This is a genomic window from Streptomyces sp. NPDC051310, assembly GCF_044455245.1.
Lineage (GTDB): Bacteria > Actinomycetota > Actinomycetes > Streptomycetales > Streptomycetaceae > Streptomyces.
Map to the genome: position 1 here is coordinate 299,115 of NZ_JBITEO010000001.1, position 18,728 is coordinate 317,842.

Here is an 18,728-nt window from a genome sequence, read left to right on the forward strand (position 1 = left end):
TTAATTACCTCAAGCACTCATCACGCGAGAGGACAGACCCCATGGACGCCCTGTACACCGCTGTCGCGACCGCCAACGGCCGGGAGGGCCGCGCCGTCAGCTCCGACGGGCAGATCGACCTTCCGCTCGGCTTCCCCAAGGCCCTGGGCGGCAACGACCAGGGCACCAACCCCGAGCAGCTCTTCGCCGCCGGGTACGCGGCCTGCTTCGCCAGCGCGATGGGGGCGATAGGCCGGCAGGAGAAGATCGACGTCAAGGACGCCTCGGTCACGGCCGAGGTCAGCATCGGCAAGGACACGGACGGCGGCTTCGGCCTGGCCGTCGTGATGCGGGTCGAGCTCCCGGAGCACCTCCAGGGCGACGCGGGCCGCGAGCTGCTGGAGAAGACCCACGCGTACTGCCCGTACTCCAAGGCCACGCGCGGCAACATCCCGGTCGAGCTCGTCATCGAGTAGCTCGTCATTGAGCAGGGCGCACCGCACGGCGTGAGGGGCCCGGACGAGCGTCCGGGCCCCTCACGCCGTCTCCTCCGGGGTGGGCACCCCGCCGGTCAGTAGCCCTGCGCTCCCCATCCCGTGACGGCGGTCCCGTCCAGCCGGCGCGAGCGGTAGCTCTCCCCCTCGAGGGTGAGCACCTCCGCGTGGTGGACGAGGCGGTCGACGGTCGCCGAGGCGATGCCGCCGTCACCGAAGACCTCGTCCCAGCGGGCGAACGGCCGGTCACTGGTCACGATCACCGACGCGCGCTCGTACCGGTGGGACACGAGCCGGAAGAAGAGCTGGGCGGTGTCGTCGTCGAAGGGCACGTACCCGACCTCGTCCACGATCAGCAGCGGGTACGCGTCCAGCTCGGCGAGCAGCTTGGCGAAGCGCCCCGCGGCCTTGGCCTCCCGGAGCCGGTCGGCCCACTCGGCCGCGGTGCCGAACAGCACGCGGTGGCCGGCCTGGCAGGCCCGCACGCCCAGCGCGATGGCCAGGTGCGTCTTGCCGGTGCCGGGCGCGCCGAGGAGGACGACGTTCACCTTGCGCGGGACGAAGTCGACCTTCCCCAGCCGGGCGATCGCCTGCGGCTCGGGCGCGCGCAGGTGCCCGTCGTCGAACATCTCCAGGAGCTTGCGCGCAGGGAAGCCGGCCGCCTGGATCCGCTCCTCCGCGGCGGACCCGCGGCCGTCCGGCTCCTCGGCCATGCCCGCTTCCTGGGCCGCCTCGGCCTTCCGCCTGTCGCGCTGCCGCGGCAGCATCAGGTGATGCGGCTCCCGCTCCCCGTGGCCCTTGTGCTCCTGCGCGGCCATGGGCCCGGACATGTACGCCAGGATCGCCGCGGAGGCGATGAACGCCATGTGGATGACCGTCCCCCACAGCAGGTCGTGCCGGGGGGTGTGGTGCACGTCCACGAACATCTGCAGCAGGTGCACCGAGGAGATCCCGACGATGGCGGTCGCCAGCTTCACCTTAAGCACGTTGGAGTTCACGTGCGACAGCCACTCGGGCTGGTCCCGGTGCCCCTGCAGCCCGATGCGCGAGACGAACGTCTCGTAGCCGCCCACGATCACCATGATCAGCAGATTGGCGATCATCACGACATCGACGAGCTTGAGGACCGCGAGCATGACGTAGGTCTCGTCCGCCTGCCCACTGACGACGTGGTCGACGAGGTGCCAGAGCTCGTTGAAGAACTTGTAGACGTACACCCCCTGCGCGGCCACCAGGCCGAAATACAGGGGGGCTTGGAGCCAGCGGGTGGCGAACAGGGCGAGTCCGATGGTCGTGATGGTCGAGGGCGACGATGCGGAGCGGGACAACGGGACCTCCAGCGGCGGGGGGTTCCGCCATTCTGGTGGGCCGTCGCCGTAAATCTGAATTCGAGCCACCCGTAGGGATTAATAGAATTCCAGTAGCACCGGCTCTTCTTCACGACCACGGCGCATGCCGGCACCCGCTCTCGGCAGACATGTCGATATACCGAGGTTGCGGGGCCGCCGACCGCCCCTTCCCCGCACCGGACGAGCGGCACCTGACCGCACCGGCACGCGGCGACGCCGGTGCGGCACGACATCGCGGCTTCGCGGCCGCGGGAATTCCGAATGCACTCGGTGCGGTGTCCGCCAAGTCCCGGAACTCCGCGTCGTCTGCGAGCGCCGAGCCGCGCATTTCTCCTGGACGAATCGGTTCGCCGGACCCGGACGGGGCATGGTGCGCACCGGCGTGCAATGGCTGCGGAGATTATTCGAACCGGTGCCTTCCGTGCCCGTCCTCCGGGGAGTCGGCACGCCCCCGGCCCGTTGAGCCATTCCGACCGAGGCGTCCGGACGCGTGGCGGCGGCCGCGCCGCATGCCGCCGCCCGCCCGGACTCGTCCCGCCGCGCGGCCGGCTCCGCCCCGACGGGCCGGGGCACGGCAGGCCCGTCCTCGCTCGACGGGTACCGGGCGTGCCGGGCGTTGCCGGGCGGACGGGGTTTCGCGGAGCCGATCCAGTGCCGCATCAGGCAACGTTTGCCCTGTAACCGCCTGGGGCGTCAGCTCGTGCTGAGTGGTGCGCTCTCCTCAGCGTCGAGCTGGTGGTCCGCCCAGATGTAGCTTTCGGGAAGCAGGCTGGTGACGGGCACCAGCCGGAGGTCGTCGTTTGTCCCGACGATGACCTTGAGGGCTGGGAAGTAGTCAAGGAGAACCTGGCGGCAGCGGCCACATGGGGGCACGACGCCTCGGTCGCGGTCACCCACGGCGACGATGGTGTCCAGGTCGTAGGCGCCCTGGGCAGCAGCAGTGCCGATGAGCACCAGCTCCGCGCAGGGGCCTCCGGTGAAGTGATAGGCGTTCACCGCGGTGACGATCCGGCCGTCCCGGACGCGGGCCGCAGCCGCCATGGTGTGGTTGTCGCCCCGGCAGCGTGTGGCCGCGACGTGTGCCGCTGCCCGTATCAGTTCGTGGTCGACACGGTCGGTCTGTGTGGTCATCTTCTCTGCCTTCATTCGGTGTCAGGCGATGTTGGCCCTGTCGACGACGGCGCCGAGGCGCAGGTCGTCGGCGTGGCGGTTTCGCCAGATGATGTAGCGGCGGATCATGCTGCCCTGCTCCTTGTGGCTGGCGTGGCCGGTGCCATCGAAGGTGAAGTAGCGCAAGGCTGTGAACTGGGCTTCGATGCGATTGAGCCAGGAGCTGTTGGTCGGGCTGCAGGCGATCTCGACGTTGTTCGCGGCTGCCCAGGTGCCGACCCGCCGGTACTTCTTCGTGGTCAGGTGCGGGGAGAAGTTGTCACAGACGCTTGCGATACGAACTTGCCGGATACGGCACTAGCTCAGCGTCTTGAGCGCCGCCACGTCATAGGGCTTCAGCTCGTCGAGCCGGTTCGACAGGACCTTCGCCGCCCACTGCGGGTCCTGCAGCAGGGCGCGGCCGACGGCGACCAGGTCGAACTCCTCGCGCTCCAGGCGGTCGAGGAGGTTGTCGATGCCCTGGACCGGGGCACCCTCGCCCATGAAGGCCCTGATGAAGTCGCCGTCGAGGCCGACCGAGCCGACGGTGATGGCGGGCCGGCCGGTGAGCTTCTTCGTCCAGCCGGCGAGGTTGAGGTCCGACCCCGCGAACTCCGGGACCCAGTAGCGGCGGGTGGAGGCGTGGAAGGCGTCCACGCCGGCCGCGGCGAGCGGGGCCAGGATCGCCTCCAGCTCCTCGGGGGTCTCGGCGAGCTTGGCGTCGTAGGCCTCCTGCTTCCACTGCGAGTAGCGGAAGAGCACCGGGAAGCCGGGCGAGACGGCTTCGCGGACGGCGGCCACGATCTCGGCCGCGAACTTCGTACGGGACACGGGGTCACCGCCGTAGCCGTCGGTACGGCGGTTCGTCCCCGACCACAGGAACTGGTCGAGGAGGTAGCCGTGGGCGCCGTGGAGTTCGACGCCGTCGAAGCCGATGCGCTCGGCGGCCGCGGCGGCCTCGGCGAAGGCTCCGATGACGTCGTCCAGGTCGCGCCGGGTCATCGCCCTGCCGGCGCCCTCGGTGCCGTCGAGGCGAATGCCGGAGGGGCCGATCGCGGGGGCGTCGGCGTAGGGCGGGTCGCCCTGCTTGCGCACCATGCCGATGTGCCACAGCTGCGGCACGATCGCGCCGCCCGCCTCGTGCACGGCTTCGGCGACCCGGGCCCATCCCGCGAGCTGCTCCTCGCCGTGGAAGCGCGGCACCCGGTCGCTCTCCCCGGCCGACGCGTGGCCGACGTAGGTCCCCTCCGTGACGATCAGCCCCACGCCCGCTGCGGCGCGGCGGGCGTAGTAGGAGCGCACGTCGTCACCGGGGACGCCGCCCGGGGAGAACTGGCGCGTCATCGGGGCCATCACGATGCGGTTGGGAACGGTCAGGCCGTTCAGCGAGACGGGCCGGGAGAGGATCTCGGCCGCGCGGGAGGCGGCGGACTCGGTGACGGTCACGGGGGTGCTCCTCGGGGTACCGGGCGGTATGTGCACACGCATCGAATGCGGGTGCTGGCGTCAACTACCCCGGCGACGACCCGATTCCCGGACACGGGCCGAACCGCCCTGTGATCCCCGACACTTCGGCTCGCCACGACACGCGTGTGCGGACGCGGGCACGGCGGCGGACGGGAGACGCCGCGTGACGGATGCGGGGGCCGGACCCGGACGGCGGGGCGTCACCGACCGGAGCCACTCGACCGGCGGGCTGCCGTCGATGAAGACACGGGCAAGGGGCGCGCGGGGGCGGGGCCGCGGTGCGTCCGAGCGGTGAACATGCCGCTCGAAACGTTTCTGCACAGATGGACTGTGGTGGGGCGGGTGGGACTCGAACCCACGGCCGACGGATTATGAGTCCGCTGCTCTAACCGGCTGAGCTACCGCCCCTTACGGCGCGTCGCGCACATTTGTGCGCGCCGTCTGCCGCAGCATAGCCGCTCATACGATCTCCTGCTCCGGATGGTCGGCATCGCACGCCCATGAGGACTGCGCCGGGCCCCGCATGGTTCCCGTCCGGCGAGAACGTCCCGAAATGATCGCCGGGCGTCCTTGCCGCGGGGTCCGGGAACGCGAAAGAGGACCCCCTCCCGGAGGTCCTCTTCCGACACCGCTCCCCCGGCTGGACTCGAACCAGCAACCCTCCGGTTAACAGCCGAATGCTCTGCCAATTGAGCTACAGGGGATCGCGCTCCCCCGACTGGACTCGAACCAGTAACCTGCCGGTTAACAGCCGGCTGCTCTGCCAATTGAGCTACAGGGGATTGCTGCGTTGCACCGAACGTACCTCTCGGGGACCTCCCCGGGCGGCGCGCGCTCGCTGCGACACATACATTAGCGCAAGCAGGGGGGTGCTCCGCCAATCGGTATCCCGGGATGATCCCCGGCCCTCAGGGTAGGCGGCCAGCACCGACGCCTTCGGAAGGGTGGCAGCGATGCGGTACAAGCTGACGTTCATCGTGGGACTGGCCCTCGGGTACGTGATCGGCACACGGGCCGGACGGGAACGGTACGAGCAGTTGCGCCGGACGGCGCGCGACCTCTCCCAGAACCCGTCCGTGCGCAACGCCGCCGAGTCGGCCGCGCACACCGGGCGGGAGGTGGCCGAGAAGGCCATGCACGCCGTGAGCGGCAAGGTCGGCGACCGGATGCCCGACTCGGTCGCCGAGCGGGTGCGTTCGCTCCGGGAGCGGGGGCACGGCGGCCAGGACGAGTGGGGAACCAGCAACACCTGAGAAGTGGACCCGGCGGACGCTCCGGGACATGCCCCGAGTGCGGCAGAATCTATGCCCATGGGGATAGTCGCCGGGTTGGACAGTTCGTCGGGTTTCACGCGCATCGTCGTCTGCGACACGGACACGGGTGCGGTGCTGCGGCAGGGCTACGCGCCGCACCCCGTCGACCCGAAGGCCACGGAGGTGGACCCGCAGGCGTGGCTGCTCTCCCTCGGGGAGGCCGCTTCCGGCGGGCTGCTGGAGGGTGTGCAGGCCATCGGTGTCTCCGCGCAGCAGCACGGGCTGCTGCCGCTGGACCGGCAGGGCAACCTCGTGCGCCCCGCGCTGGTCGGCAACGACAAGCGGGCGCAAGTCGCCGCCGCGGACCTCGTCGAGGCCTTCGGCGGCCGTCAGGCGTGGGCCGAGGCCGTCGGCTGCGTGCCGCAGGCGGCACAGCCGGTGGCCAAGCTGCGCTGGCTGGCACGTACGGAGCCGGAGGCCGCGGCGCGCGTCGCGATGCTGATGCAGCCGCACGACTGGCTGGTCTGGCAGCTGCTGGGCCGTCCGGCCCGCCGGATCACCGACCGGGGCGCCGCCTCCGGGACCGGGTACTGGTCGGCCGGAGCCGGTGCGTACCGGCCCGATGTGGTCGAGCTGGCGCTGGGGCACCAGGCCGCGCTGCCCGAGGTCCTCGGGCCGGCCGAGGCGGCGGGGGTGACCCCCGAGGGGCTGCTGATCTCCGCCGGGACCGGCGAGACGATGGCCGCGGCGCTCGGCCTGGGGCTCGGCCTCGGGGACGCCGTCGTATCGCTCGGAGCCTCCGGTTCCGTGATGGCCGTCCACCACGAGGCGCTCGCCGACCCGCAGGGGATGATCACCGCCTTCGCGGACGCCACGGGCATGCACCTGCCGGTCGTCCACGTGTCGAACGCGGTACGCGCGCTGCGCGGGACCGCGGAGATGCTGGGCGCCGAGAGCCTGGAGGAGCTGTCGTCGCTGGCGCTCAAGTCGACGCCCGGGGCCTCCGGGCTCGTGCTGCTGCCCTATCTGGAGGGCGAGCGGACGCCGCAACTGCCGCACACGGCAGGCACGCTGAGCGGTCTGCGCCGCGAGTCGATGAAGCCGGAGCACCTGGCGCGGGCGGCCTTCGAAGGCATGCTGTGCTCGCTTGCCGACGCGATGGACGTGCTGCGCGGGCGGGGCGTGGAGGTGCGGCGGGTGTTCCTGCTGGGCGCGGCCGCCGAACTGCCCGCCGTGCAGGCCGCCGCCCCCGCGATCTTCGGTGCCCAGGTCGTCGTACCGCAGCCCGCGGACTACGCGGCGCTCGGTGCGGCGCGCCAGGCCGCGTGGGCGCTCGGGGTGTCGCACGGCGTGCTGTCGCCGCAGGCTCCGCCGGCGTGGCAGTCGGCCGCGATGCAGGTCTTCGAGCCGGGCGAGGAGCTGGCGGTGGGGCAGGCGGTGCGGCAGCAGTACCGGGCGACCCGCGACCAGCTGCACCCCGGCGCGTTCACCGCGTCGCAGGCCTGACGGTCGCCGCCCCACCGGGGGCGTGCCGGGCGCGCATGCCTGCCCGACGGTGCGGCCGTCCGGCGACTGTGTACGGGCGTGCGGGCGCGGCGCGTGCCCTGCGCCCGTCGCACGGGCGCGTACCCGCGCGTGGGCAACGCCTCCGCGCGCGGGGCCGGGTGCTCGTGAGCGTCGGGGAAAACGGCTCGTAACGCGCGCGGTCCGGGGGAGATAGTTGATGGTGTGCTCAGACAACTTCTTCGACGCCACCTGGGGCCGTACAAACGGCCCATCGTCGTATTGGTGGTCCTCCAGTTCCTCCAGACCTGTGCCTCCCTCTATCTGCCCAGCCTGAACGCCGACATCATCGACAACGGTGTCGTCACCGGTGACACCGGCTACATCCTGCGGTTCGGCGCGATCATGGTCGCGGTGTCGGTGGTGCAGGTCGTCTGCAACATAGGCGCCGTGTACTACGGGGCCCGGACCGCCGCGGCGCTCGGCAAGGACGTGCGGGCCGCGGTCTTCGACCGCGTGCAGTCGTTCTCCGCCCGTGAACTCGGGCAGTTCGGGGCGCCGTCCCTGATCACCCGCACCACCAATGACGTCCAGCAGGTGCAGATGCTCGTGCTGATGGCGTTCACGCTCATGGTCTCGGCGCCGATCATGTGCGTGGGCGGCATCGTCATGGCGCTCGGGCAGGACGTGCCGCTGTCGGCGGTGCTGCTGGCCGTGGTGCCGGTGCTCGGCGTCTCCGTGTCGCTCATCGTCAAGCGGATGCGGCCGCTGTTCCGCACGATGCAGGAGCGGCTGGACACGGTGAACCGGGTGCTGCGGGAGCAGATCACCGGCAACCGCGTCATCAGGGCGTTCGTCCGGGACGCGTACGAGCGTGAACGGTTCGCCGGGGCGAACCGCGAGCTGACGGACGTCTCGGTGGCGACGGGGCGCCTGATGGCGCTGATGTTCCCGACGGTGATGACCGTGGTGAACGTCTCCAGCGTCGCGGTGGTGTGGTTCGGTGCGCACCGGATCGACGGCGGCGCGATGCAGATCGGGGCGCTGACGGCCTTCCTCGCGTACCTGATGCAGATCGTGATGGCCGTGATGATGGCCACCTTCATGTTCATGATGGTGCCGCGCGCCGAGGTGTGCGCCGAGCGCATCGAGGAGGTGCTGGCGACCCGGTCGAGCGTCGTGCCGCCGGTGTCGCCCGTGCGGGAGCTGACCCGCCACGGCCACCTGGAGATACGCGGCGCCGACTTCCGCTACCCGGGCGCCGAGGAACCGGTGCTGCGCGGGGTGGACCTGGTCGCCCGGCCCGGCGAGGTGACCGCGGTGATCGGCTCGACGGGCAGCGGCAAGTCGACGCTGCTGGGGCTGGTGCCGCGGCTGTTCGACGCGACGGGCGGCGAGGTGCTGGTCGACGGCGTGGACGTGCGCGAGCTCGACCCGGCGCTCATGGCGCGGACCGTCGGGCTGGTGCCGCAGAAGCCGTACCTCTTCTCGGGGACGGTGGCGACGAACCTGCGGTACGGGAAGCCCGGGGCGACCGACGAGGAGCTGTGGCACGCGCTGGAGGTGGCGCAGGCCGCCGACTTCGTACGCGGTCTGGAGCACGGCCTCGACGCGCCGATCGCCCAGGGCGGGACGAACGTGTCGGGCGGGCAGCGGCAGCGGCTGGCGATCGCGCGGACGCTGGTGCAGCGGCCGGAGATCTATCTCTTCGACGACTCGTTCTCGGCGCTGGACTACGCCACGGACGCGCGGCTGCGCGCGGCTCTGGCGGCGGAGACGGCGGACGCCACCGTGGTGATCGTCGCCCAGCGGGTCGCCACCATCCGCGACGCCGACCGGATCGTGGTCATGGACGAGGGCCGGGTCGTGGGGGCGGGCCGCCATCACGAGCTGATGGCGGGCAATGAGACGTACCGGGAGATCGTGCTCTCCCAGCTGACGGAAGCGGAGGCAGCCTGATGGCGGGGCCGGCGGGACGGATGATGGCCGGCGGCGGCCCCGACCAGAGGTCGATGGACTTCAAGGGGTCGGGCAGACGGCTGCTGCGGCAGCTGGCGCCGGAGAAGGCCACGCTGTGGCTGATGGTGGCGGCGGGCGTGCTGAGCGTGGCGCTGTCGGTGGTGGGGCCGATGATCCTCGGCCGCGCGACCGACCTCGTCTTCGCGGGCGTGGTGGGCCGCGGGATGCCGGAGGGCGCCACCAAGGAGCAGGCGCTTGAGGCGCTGCGTGCCAAGGGCGACGACGGGCTCGCCGACATGCTGGGCGGCGTGGACTTCACACCTGGACAGGGCATCGACTTCGGCGCCGTCGGGGGCGTCCTGCTGACGGTGCTGGCGGTGTACGTGGTCGCGGGGCTGGCGATGCTGGTCTCGACGCGGCTGTCGATCATGGTGATCAACCGGACCGTGTACCGGATGCGCGAGGACGTGCAGGCGAAGCTGGAGCGGCTGCCGCTGTCGTACTTCGACCGGGCCAAGCGCGGTGAGGTGCTGAGCCGGGTGACCAACGACATCGACAACATCTCGCAGACCATGCAGCAGACGATGGGCCAGCTGATCAACTCGGCGCTGACCATCGTCGGCGTGCTGGTGATGATGTTCTGGATCTCGCCGCTGCTGGCGCTGGTCGCGCTGGTGACCGTGCCGCTGTCGGTGGTCGTGGCGACGAAGGTCGGCAAGCGTTCCCAGCCGCACTTCGTGCAGCAGTGGAAGTCGACGGGACGGCTCAACGCCCACATCGAGGAGATGTACAGCGGGCACGCGCTGGTGAAGGTCTTCGGGCGGCAGGACGAGGCGGCCGAGGAGTTCCGGGAGCAGAACGAGGCGCTGTACGAGGCCGGCTTCAAGGCGCAGTTCAACAGCGGGATCATGCAGCCGCTGATGTTCTTCGTGTCGAACCTCAACTATGTGCTGGTGGCCGTGGTGGGGGGGCTGCGGGTCGCGTCGGGCTCCCTGTCCATCGGTGACGTGCAGGCCTTCGTCCAGTACTCGCGGCAGTTCTCGATGCCGCTGACGCAGGTCGCCTCGATGGCGAACCTCGTGCAGTCGGGCGTCGCGTCCGCCGAGCGGATCTTCGAGCTGCTGGACGCGGAGGAGCAGGAGCCGGACGCCGCGGTCTCGGGCGGCCCGGGGATGCGCGCGGGGCGGGTCTCGCTGGAGAAGGTCTCCTTCCGGTACGAGCCGGACATCCCGCTCATCGAGAACCTGTCGCTGACGGTCGAGCCGGGTCAGACGGTGGCCATCGTCGGCCCGACCGGCGCCGGGAAGACGACGCTCGTGAACCTGCTGATGCGGTTCTACGAAGTGACGGGCGGTCGCATCCTCTTCGACGGGGTCGACGCGGCGGAGATGTCCCGCGAGCAGCTGCGGTCCGGCATCGGCATGGTGCTCCAGGACACCTGGCTGTTCGGCGGCACCATCGCCGACAACATCGCGTACGGCGCGGCGCGCTCGCGCGAGGTGACGCGGGAGGAGATCGAGGAGGCGGCGCGGGCGGCGCACGCGGACCGGTTCATCCGGACGCTGCCGGACGGGTACGACACCGTCATCGACGACGACGGCACGGGCGTGAGCGCGGGCGAGAAGCAGCTGATCACCATCGCACGGGCGTTCCTGTCGGACCCGGTGATACTGATCCTGGACGAGGCGACGAGCTCCGTCGACACCCGTACCGAGGTGCTGATCCAGCAGGCGATGGCGCGGCTGGCGCACGGACGGACGAGCTTCGTGATCGCGCACCGGCTGTCGACGATCCGCGACGCCGACGTGATCCTGGTGATGGAGAACGGCGCCATCGTCGAGCAGGGCACGCACGGCGAACTGCTGGCGGCCGACGGTGCGTACGCGCGCCTGTACGCGGCCCAGTTCGCCCAGGCGGTCGCCGAGGTCGACTGACCATGGACCGTACGAACGGAACAGAAGGGGGAACCGCACCATGACCGACGGGAGCGGGAAGGCCGGGGCGAGCGGCGGCGACGCGGCGGGGAGCGCCAAGGGGCTGGCGCTGTGGATGCCGGTCGGACTGGCCATCGGCATCAGCGTCGGGCAGCTGACCGATCATCTCGCCCTGGGCCTCTCGCTGGGGCTCTGCTTCGGCGTCGCGGTCGGCTGCGGGGTGGAAGCCGCGCTGAAGAGGCGGCAGGACGGGGCCGGCCCGGACGCCTGACCGCGGCGGCTCGCGGGCGGCCGGCCGGCCGTGGCGGCTGGCGGGCGGCCGCGGTGCGGGCGGGCCGGCCGCGGTGCGGGCGGGCCGGCGGCCGGTGCCGTCAGTCCAGGTAGCCGCGCAGCTGGTCCGCGAAGGCGTGGTCCCGCAGCTTGCCGAGGGTCTTGGACTCGATCTGGCGGATGCGTTCGCGCGTCACGCCGAAGATCCGTCCGATCTCCTCCAGGGTGCGGGGCCTGCCGTCGGCCAGGCCGTAACGGAGCTGGACGACCTTGCGTTCGCGCTCCCCGAGGGTGGAGAGGACCGCCTCCAGGTGCTCGCGCAGCAGCAGGAACGCCGCGGACTCCACGGGGGACGCGGCGTCCGCGTCCTCGATGAGGTCGCCGAGCGCGACATCGTCCTCCTCGCCGACCGGCGCGTGCAGGGAGACCGGCTCCTGGGCGAGGCGCAGCACCTCGCCGACCCGCTCGGGCGGCAGGTCGAGGTGGGCGGCCACCTCGTCGTGGGTCGGTTCGTGACCGCGCTCCTGGAGCATCCGGCGCTGCACCCGTATGACCCGGTTGATCAGCTCGACGACGTGGACGGGCACCCGGATCGTGCGGGCCTGGTCGGCCAGCGCACGGGACATGGCCTGGCGGATCCACCAGGTCGCGTACGTCGAGAACTTGTAGCCGCGCGCGTAGTCGAACTTCTCGACCGCCCGGATCAGGCCGAGGTTCCCCTCCTGGACCAGGTCGAGCATGGTCAGGCCGCGGCCGACGTAGCGCTTGGCGACGGAGACGACGAGGCGCAGGTTGGCCTCGATGAGGCGGCGCTTGGCCATGCGGCCCATGACGACGAGCCGGTCGAGGTCGTGTGCCAGCTGCGAGTCCAGGTCCGGGGTGCCGGCGAGCTTCTCCTCGGCGAACAGGCCGGCTTCGACGCGGCGGGCGAGCTCGACCTCCTCGGCGGCGGTGAGCAGCGGGACGCGGCCTATCTCGCGCAGGTACTGGCGGAAGAGGTCGGCGGAGGGTCCGCTGCCGGTGCCCGCGGCGGCGGTACGGGCGGCGGCGGCTGCACGGGGCGGCTCGGCGAGGTCCGGCAGCTCGGCCACGTCCGTCAGCTCGGCCACGTCCGACGGCTCCGCGAGGTCCGGTGGCTCGGCGAGGTCCGGCGCTGCGGCGAGGTCCGGGAGCTCGGCCACGTCCGGTGGCTCCGTGAGATCCGGCGGCTCGGGGAGGTCCGGTGCCGCGGCCAGGTCCGGCGGCTCGGGGAGGTCCGCGAGGTCCGCCGGGTCGGTGGGGTCCGCGGGGTCCGCCGAGGCCTCCGGCGCGTCCGGTGCCTCGACCGCCGGTCCTCCGCCGACCGCTTCGTGATGCGCCGCGAGGGGCTGCAGGGGTACGGCGATGGCCGAAGCCGTGGCGGGATCGATGTCGGCAAGGGTCCGGGTCTGCACGGGGGCGACCTCCAGGGTGATCGCTGCCGGTTCGGGGGCGTGCGGCAGGGGGACGGCGTCGGCGGCCGTGCCGCTGTGTTCCGTCCCGTACGCGATGAGCGGATCCGCGGGAGTCGATGGCCCACCGTCTGTGGACCGGCCGCGCTCCGAGGACTCAGGCACCGCCCTCAGTGTGGGGTACGACACATCACCGCCACGAGGGGCGTGCGGCCACTTTTTGCGACGGCCGCGCTACAGCGCGTCCGCGCCCCGGTTGCGCAGGGACTGGGCGTACTGCTGGAGCACCCACAGCTCGTTCTGGACCGCCGCGAGCTGCTCGGGATCGCCGTGCGCGCCGAGCCGCGTGAGGGTGCCCTGGACGTCACGGACCCGGCGGTCGACGGCGCGGAGGCGGACGGCGACGAGGTGGTTCCCCGCGTACGCCTCGTCCACGGTGCGCCCGTGGAGGGGCTCCACCGCCAGTTCGGTGACCAGGGCGCGGACCCGGTCGTCGGGCGCCGCGTCGCGGACCCGGGCGAGGTAGTCGGCGGAGCTGTCGATGCCCTGCTCGGCGCCGCCCGCCTCGGCGATGGTCTGCCGCACGGCGGCGTACGGCGGGGCGGTGAACTCGTCGACGCCGTACGCGTCGAAGGCGGGCGAGACCAGCGCCGGGTGCTGCAGGGCGAGCTTCAGCAGCTCCCGTTCGGTGCGGTGGACGGGGTTGCGCAGGTTGAGGGCCGGGCCCGCGGGGGCGGCCGGGGACTGCGCGGCAGGTGCGGCGGAGGGCGCGGGGCGGGCGGCGGAGGGCGCCGGTCCGCGGCCGCCGCGGTCCCTGGCCCAGCGGGCGAGCTGGGCCACGCGGCGGACGACGAACTGGGTGTCGAGGATGCCGACCATGCCCGCGAGCTGCACGGCGACCTCGTGCTGCGAGGCGACGTTCTTGATGCGGGCGACGATCGGCGCCGCCTCGTCGAGCGCGGCGGCGCGCCCGGCCGGGGTCTCCAGGTCGTACCGGGCGATGATCTGGCGCAGTGCGAACTCGAAGAGCGGGGTGCGCGGCTCGACGAGCTCCTGGACGGCTTCGTCGCCCTTGACGAGGCGCAGGTCGCAGGGGTCCATGCCGTCCGGGGCGATGGCGATGTACGTCTCGGCGGCGAACTTCTGGTCGTCCTCGAAGGCGCGCAGGGCGGCCTTCTGGCCGGCGGCGTCGCCGTCGAAGGTGAAGATCACGCGGGCCGAGCCGTTGTCCATCAGCAGCCGGCGAAGGATCTTGATGTGGTCGCCGCCGAAGGCGGTGCCGCAGGTGGCGATGGCGGTGGTGACCCCGGCGAGGTGGCAGGCCATCACATCGGTGTAGCCCTCGACGACCACGGCCCGGCTGGACTTGGCGATGTCCTTCTTGGCCAGGTCGATGCCGTACAGGACCTGGGACTTCTTGTAGATGGGGGTCTCGGGGGTGTTGAGGTACTTGGGCCCGTTGTCGTCGTCGCGCAGCTTGCGCGCGCCGAAGCCGACGACCTCGCCGCCGACGTCCCGGATGGGCCACATGAGGCGGCCGCGGAAGCGGTCGATGGGGCCGCGGCGGCCGTCCTGGGAGAGGCCGGAGACGATCAGTTCCTTGTCCGAGAAGCCCTTCCCGCGCAGGTAGCGGGTGAGGTGGTCCCAGCCGGCCGGGCTGTAGCCGACGCCGAAGTGCTGGGCGGCGGCCTGGTCGAAGCCGCGTTCGGCGAGGAAGGTGCGGCCGATCTCGGCCTCGGCGCCGTCGAGTTGTTCGGCGTAGAACTGGGCGGCCGCCTTGTGGGCCTCGATCAGGCGGATGCGCTCGCCGCGCTGGTGGCCGGGGTTGTACCCGCCCTCCTCGTAGCGCAGGGTGATGCCCGCCTTGGCGGCGAGGCGCTCGACCGTCTCCGAGAAGGAGAGGTGGTCGATCTTCATCACGAAGGCGATGGTGTCCCCGCCCTCCTGGCAGCCGAAGCAGTGGAAGAGACCCTTGCTGGGGCTGACCTGGAAGGAGGGGGACTTCTCGTCGTGGAAGGGGCACAGGCCCTTGAGGTTGCCGCCGCCGGCGTTGCGCAGCTGGAGGTACTCGGACACGACGGCGTCGATCGGGACCGCGTCCCGGACCGCCTTCACGTCGTCATCGTTGATCCTGCCTGCCACGGAGGAAGTCTACGGGTGGGGCAGGACGGCGGTGAGCGGTGTCGAGGGGTCGGCGAGCGCCTCGGGGTCCACGGGGGCGCCGGAACGGATGAGCTTCTGGATGTCGTCTGTGACGTCCCACACATTGGCGTTCATCCCGGCAAGGACCCGGCGGTCCTTCAGCCAGAAGGCGAGGAACTGCCGCCTGCCGGCGTCGCCGCGCAGCACGACCTGGTCGTAGGAGCCGGGCGGCGCCCATCCGGAGTACTCCATGCCCAGGTCGTACTGGTCGGAGTAGAAGTACGGCACCCGGTCGTACGAGACGTCCTGGCCGAGCATGGCGCGGGCGGCGGCCGGGCCGCCGTTCAGGGCGTTGGCCCAGTGCTCCACGCGCAGCCGGGTCCCCAGGAGCGGGTGGTGGGCGCTCGCCACGTCGCCGGCCGCGTGGATGTCGGGGTCGGAGGTGCGCAGCGAGGCGTCGACGGCGATGCCCCGGCCCTCCGCGGGGTTCGCGATCTCCAGGCCGGCGGCCTCGGCGAGGGCGGTGCGCGGGGCGGCGCCGACGGCGGCGAGGATCGCGTGCGCCGGGTGCTCGTCGCCGTCGTCGGTGCGGGCGGCCAGCACCGTGCCCTCCTGGCCGGTGATCCCGGTCAGCCGGGTGCCGAAGCGGAAGCGGACGCCGCGCTCGGCGTGGAGCTCCCGGAAGAACTGGCCGAGCTCGGGGCCGACGACCCGGTGGAGCGGTGTGGGTTCCGGCTCGACGACGGTGACCTCCGCGCCGTAGCCGCGGGCGGCCGCGGCGACCTCCAGGCCGATCCAGCCGGCTCCGGCGATGACCAGGTGTCCGTTGTTGCGGCCGAGGGAGGCGAGGGTGTCGCGCAGGCGGTCGGCGTCGGGGAGGCGGCGCAGCTGGTGCACGCCGGCGAGGCCGGTGCCGGGGATGCCGAGCGGGCGCGGTTCGGCGCCGGTGGCGAGGAGGAGCTTGTCGTACCGGAAGGAGGCGCCGTCGGCGGTGCGGACGGTCTTCCGCTCGCGGTCGATCGCGGTCACGGGCGTGCCGAGGTGGAGTTCGATCCCGGCCCGGGCGTAGAAGTCCGGCTCGTGCAGGAAGGCGCCGGCGCGCTCGTCCTTGCCGGTCAGGTAGCCCTTGGAGAGGGGCGGGCGCTCGTAGGGGTGCTCGTGTTCGTCCCCGATGAGGACGACGCGGCCGGTGAACCCTTCGCCGCGGAGGGTCTCCGCGGCTCTGGCCCCGGCCAGTCCCCCGCCGACGATGACGAAGCTCTCGGGTGCGTCGGCCACTGGGTGCCTCCTTGCGGTGCGGTTCAGGGGCTCTCTCGTGCTGCGGCGGGGGGCTCTCGTCCACGGGCCGCGGCCCGTGGGACGCGCGGGCCGGGCGGTTTCCACGCTACGCCGCGCCGCCCGGGGGGTGCCCGCGGGCCCGGCGGGTCAGCGGCGCGCCGCCAGGCGGGCGTGCAGCGTGCGGGCCGAGGCGTCGGTGAACGAGGCGATCTGGTCGACGATGACGCGTTTGCGGGCGCGGTCGTCGGGCGCCGCGTCGAACAGGGCGCGGAACTGCGGGTCCAGCCCCTCGGGGGCCCGCGCGGTCAGCGCCTCGGCGAGCTCGGCGAGGACGATGCGCTGGTCGGCGCGGAGGGCCTCCTGCTCGGCGCGCTGCATGACGTACCGGTCGGCGACCGCCTTGAGCACCGCGCACTCGTTGCGGGTTTCCCGGGGGACGACGAGCTCGGCGGCGTACCGGGTGAGGCGGCCCGATCCGTGGGCCCGGCGGGTGGCGCCCTCGGCAGCCGTGCAGAAGCGGCCGATCAGCTGGCTGGTGGCGTCCTTCAGGCGGGCCTGGGCGATGGCCGTCCCGTCGTACCCGTGCGGCCACCACTCCTGCCCGACGAGCCGGTCCAGGGCCTCGGCGAGCTCCTGCGGGTCGGTGTCCTCCGGTACGTACCGGCCGACGGCCACGCGCCAGATGTCGGCACGCTCCGGCTCGGCCAGCAGCAGGTTGGGGTCGATGTGCCCGGCGTGCAGGCCGTCCTCGAAGTCGTGCACCGAGTACGCGACGTCGTCGGACCAGTCCATGACCTGGGCCTCGAAGCACTTGCGGTGGCCGGGCGCGCCCTGCCGGGCCCACGCGAAGACGGGCAGGTCGTCCTCGTACACACCGAACTTGGGCGAGCCGGGGTCGGTGGGGTGGGCGCCGCGGGGCCAGGGGTACTTGGTGGCGGCATCAAGGGTGGCGCGGGTGAGGTTCAGGCCGACGCTGACCAGCTCGCCGGTGCGCGGGTCCGGCACGAAGCGCTTGGGTTCGATCCGGGTGAGCAGCCGCAGCGACTGGGCGTTGCCCTCGAAGCCGCCGCAGTCCTTGGCGACGTCGTTGAGGGCCTGCTCGCCGTTGTGCCCGAACGGCGGGTGGCCCATGTCGTGCGCCAGGCAGGCGGCCTCGACGAGGTCGGGGTCGCAGCCGAGCGCGGCGCCGAGCTCGCGGCCGACCTGGGCGCACTCCAGGGAGTGGGTCAGCCGGGTGCGGGGGCTGGCGTCCCAGGCGAGGCTGCGGGAGCCGGGGGTGACGACCTGGGTCTTTCCGGCCAGGCGGCGCAGGGCGGCGGAGTGCAGCACCCGGGCGCGGTCGCGCTGGAACGCGGTGCGGCCGGGCCGCTTGTCGGGCTCGGCGGCCCAGCGCTCGGTCGCCGTCTCGTCGTAGTGGTGCGCCGTCTCGTCGGGCCCTTCCAGGATGCCGTTCATGCACTGAAGGTAACCGCAGGGACTGACGGCGAACCCGTCAAGCGGAGGCGAGTTCCAGCGGCTGCGGGTGGGCGTGCGGGACGGCGGCGGCGACGGCCTCGTCGTACCGGTGGAGGACGAGCCGGGCCATGGCCGGGTGGGCGCCGAGCGGTTCGGCCGCGGTCCACGGCGCGGCGGCGGCGCTGCGGGTGGCGAACAGGCCGGGGGCGGTGAAGCAGGAGGCGACGGCGGTGCGGTGGCGGCCGCGGGCCGCGAGGGCGCGGACGGCCTGCGCCACGGTGGGTGCGGCGGCGGAGGCGTAGGCGGGGAGGACGGGCACGCCGCCGAGCCGTTCGGAGAGGAGGCGGGCGGTGCGGCGGGTGTCGGCGGCCGACTCGGGGTCGCGGGAGCCCGCGGCGGCGAGGACGACGCCGGCGCGGTCCCCGGCGGTCCAGCCGGCCTCGGTGAGCCGGTCGGCGAGCGCCTCCACGAGCAGCGGGTGCGGGCCGAGCGGGGCGGCGACGCGGACGCGCAGCCGGTCCCGCACCGCGGCGGCGGCGCCGGGCAGGTCGTGCTTGACGTGGTGGCCGCGGCTGAGCAGCAGCGGTACGAGGACGGCCTCGCCGCCGCCCTCCCGGGCGGTGCGGTCCGCGAGCTCGTCCAGCGTGTCGGTGAGCAGCGGGGCGTTCAGTTCGATGTGCCCGAGGCGTACGCGCAGGCCGGGCCGCAGTGCGCGCACCCGGTCGAGCAGCGCGGTCACGGTCCGCAGGGCGCGCGGGTCGCGGCTGCCGTGCGCGACGGCGACGAGGGTGGGGCTCTGGGGTGTGCTCATGTGCCTGCGCGTTCCGTTGCGGTGGAGGTGGTGCAGTTGCGTGCCGAGCTGGGTGGTGATGCGGGTGAGCAGCTCGGCGGTGGAGTCGAAGGTGCACGCGGCTCGGTCTGCCTGCTCCGTCATGGACCGATGGTCGCGGGCGCAGGTTGCCGGGCCGTTGCGGGGGCGTGACGGGTGTTTTCCACCGGCTCACGGAGCTGGCGGCGGTGTTGTCAGACCCCTCCCCTACCGTGATCGACATCGGAACCGGAAGGT

At 72.5% G+C, this 18,728-nt stretch carries 14 protein-coding genes, 3 tRNA genes and 1 pseudogene; 6 read left to right on the forward strand and 12 right to left on the reverse strand.

Annotation, left to right across the window (positions count from 1 at the left end):
• The first annotated feature begins 41 nt into the window (after positions 1-41).
• Positions 42-455 (forward strand): organic hydroperoxide resistance protein, encoded by a 414-nt coding sequence (locus ACIA79_RS01390; RefSeq protein WP_399425888.1) that lies wholly within the window; start codon positions 42-44, stop codon positions 453-455.
• A gap of 95 nt (positions 456-550) precedes the next feature.
• On the opposite strand, the gene istB is transcribed toward ACIA79_RS01390, so the two are convergent.
• From istB to ACIA79_RS01425, 7 genes and pseudogenes are all read right to left on the reverse strand, one after another.
• On the reverse strand, positions 551-1,801 hold the full coding sequence (gene istB / locus ACIA79_RS01395; RefSeq protein ID WP_399425890.1) for an IS21-like element helper ATPase IstB: 1,251 nt from the start codon (positions 1,799-1,801) through the stop codon (positions 551-553).
• 714 nt (positions 1,802-2,515) lie between these two features.
• Entirely contained in the window at positions 2,516-2,953 is a 438-nt protein-coding gene (locus ACIA79_RS01400) for a cytidine deaminase (protein ID WP_399425892.1), read from the reverse strand.
• Between the two features lie 21 nt (positions 2,954-2,974).
• Positions 2,975-3,277 (reverse strand): annotated as a pseudogene (locus tag ACIA79_RS01405) (IS630 family transposase); the annotation flags it as partial.
• 12 nt (positions 3,278-3,289) lie between these two features.
• Positions 3,290-4,417 (reverse strand): NADH:flavin oxidoreductase, encoded by a 1,128-nt coding sequence (locus ACIA79_RS01410; protein ID WP_399425893.1) that lies wholly within the window; start codon positions 4,415-4,417, stop codon positions 3,290-3,292.
• Between the two features lie 352 nt (positions 4,418-4,769).
• Positions 4,770-4,846: transfer RNA gene (locus ACIA79_RS01415), tRNA-Ile, on the reverse strand.
• 223 nt (positions 4,847-5,069) lie between these two features.
• Positions 5,070-5,142 (reverse strand) — tRNA-Asn (locus ACIA79_RS01420).
• Positions 5,143-5,147: 5 nt separating this feature from the next.
• Positions 5,148-5,220 (reverse strand) — tRNA-Asn (locus ACIA79_RS01425).
• 171 nt (positions 5,221-5,391) lie between these two features.
• On the opposite strand from ACIA79_RS01425, the gene ACIA79_RS01430 reads away from it, so the two are divergent.
• From ACIA79_RS01430 to ACIA79_RS01450, 5 genes are all read left to right on the forward strand, one after another.
• Positions 5,392-5,691, forward strand: a complete 300-nt coding sequence (locus tag ACIA79_RS01430; protein WP_399425895.1) for a YtxH domain-containing protein — start codon at positions 5,392-5,394, stop codon at positions 5,689-5,691.
• A gap of 57 nt (positions 5,692-5,748) precedes the next feature.
• The gene (locus ACIA79_RS01435) at positions 5,749-7,197 is read left to right on the forward strand and encodes an FGGY family carbohydrate kinase (RefSeq protein ID WP_399425896.1); all 1,449 of its coding nucleotides are present in this window, start codon (positions 5,749-5,751) and stop codon (positions 7,195-7,197) included.
• Positions 7,198-7,419: 222 nt separating this feature from the next.
• The gene (locus tag ACIA79_RS01440) at positions 7,420-9,153 is read left to right on the forward strand and encodes an ABC transporter ATP-binding protein (RefSeq protein ID WP_399425898.1); all 1,734 of its coding nucleotides are present in this window, start codon (positions 7,420-7,422) and stop codon (positions 9,151-9,153) included.
• Entirely contained in the window at positions 9,153-11,087 is a 1,935-nt protein-coding gene (locus ACIA79_RS01445; RefSeq protein WP_399425900.1) for an ABC transporter ATP-binding protein, read from the forward strand. The genes ACIA79_RS01440 and ACIA79_RS01445 overlap by 1 nt, the downstream gene beginning before the upstream one ends.
• A 40-nt stretch (positions 11,088-11,127) precedes the next feature.
• On the forward strand, positions 11,128-11,358 hold the full coding sequence (locus ACIA79_RS01450; RefSeq protein WP_399425902.1) for a hypothetical protein: 231 nt from the start codon (positions 11,128-11,130) through the stop codon (positions 11,356-11,358).
• Between the two features lie 100 nt (positions 11,359-11,458).
• Here the strand turns inward: ACIA79_RS01450 and ACIA79_RS01455 are convergent, their stop codons facing one another.
• The 5 genes from ACIA79_RS01455 to ACIA79_RS01475 all read right to left on the reverse strand — a co-directional run bounded on the left by ACIA79_RS01455 (position 11,459) and on the right by ACIA79_RS01475 (position 18,596).
• Positions 11,459-12,886, reverse strand: coding sequence for an RNA polymerase sigma factor (locus tag ACIA79_RS01455; protein WP_399426269.1), 1,428 nt, complete (start codon positions 12,884-12,886; stop codon positions 11,459-11,461).
• A 135-nt stretch (positions 12,887-13,021) separates the two neighbouring features.
• A complete protein-coding gene (gene dnaG, locus ACIA79_RS01460; RefSeq protein WP_399425904.1) occupies positions 13,022-14,929 on the reverse strand; it encodes a DNA primase in 1,908 nt (635 codons plus the stop codon).
• 9 nt (positions 14,930-14,938) lie between these two features.
• Positions 14,939-16,207, reverse strand: coding sequence for an NAD(P)/FAD-dependent oxidoreductase (locus tag ACIA79_RS01465; protein WP_399425906.1), 1,269 nt, complete (start codon positions 16,205-16,207; stop codon positions 14,939-14,941).
• 147 nt (positions 16,208-16,354) lie between these two features.
• Positions 16,355-17,662, reverse strand: coding sequence for a deoxyguanosinetriphosphate triphosphohydrolase (locus ACIA79_RS01470; RefSeq protein ID WP_399425908.1), 1,308 nt, complete (start codon positions 17,660-17,662; stop codon positions 16,355-16,357).
• Positions 17,663-17,699: 37 nt separating this feature from the next.
• Positions 17,700-18,596, reverse strand: coding sequence for a sirohydrochlorin chelatase (locus tag ACIA79_RS01475; protein WP_399425909.1), 897 nt, complete (start codon positions 18,594-18,596; stop codon positions 17,700-17,702).
• Between the last annotated feature and the right edge of the window lie 132 nt (positions 18,597-18,728).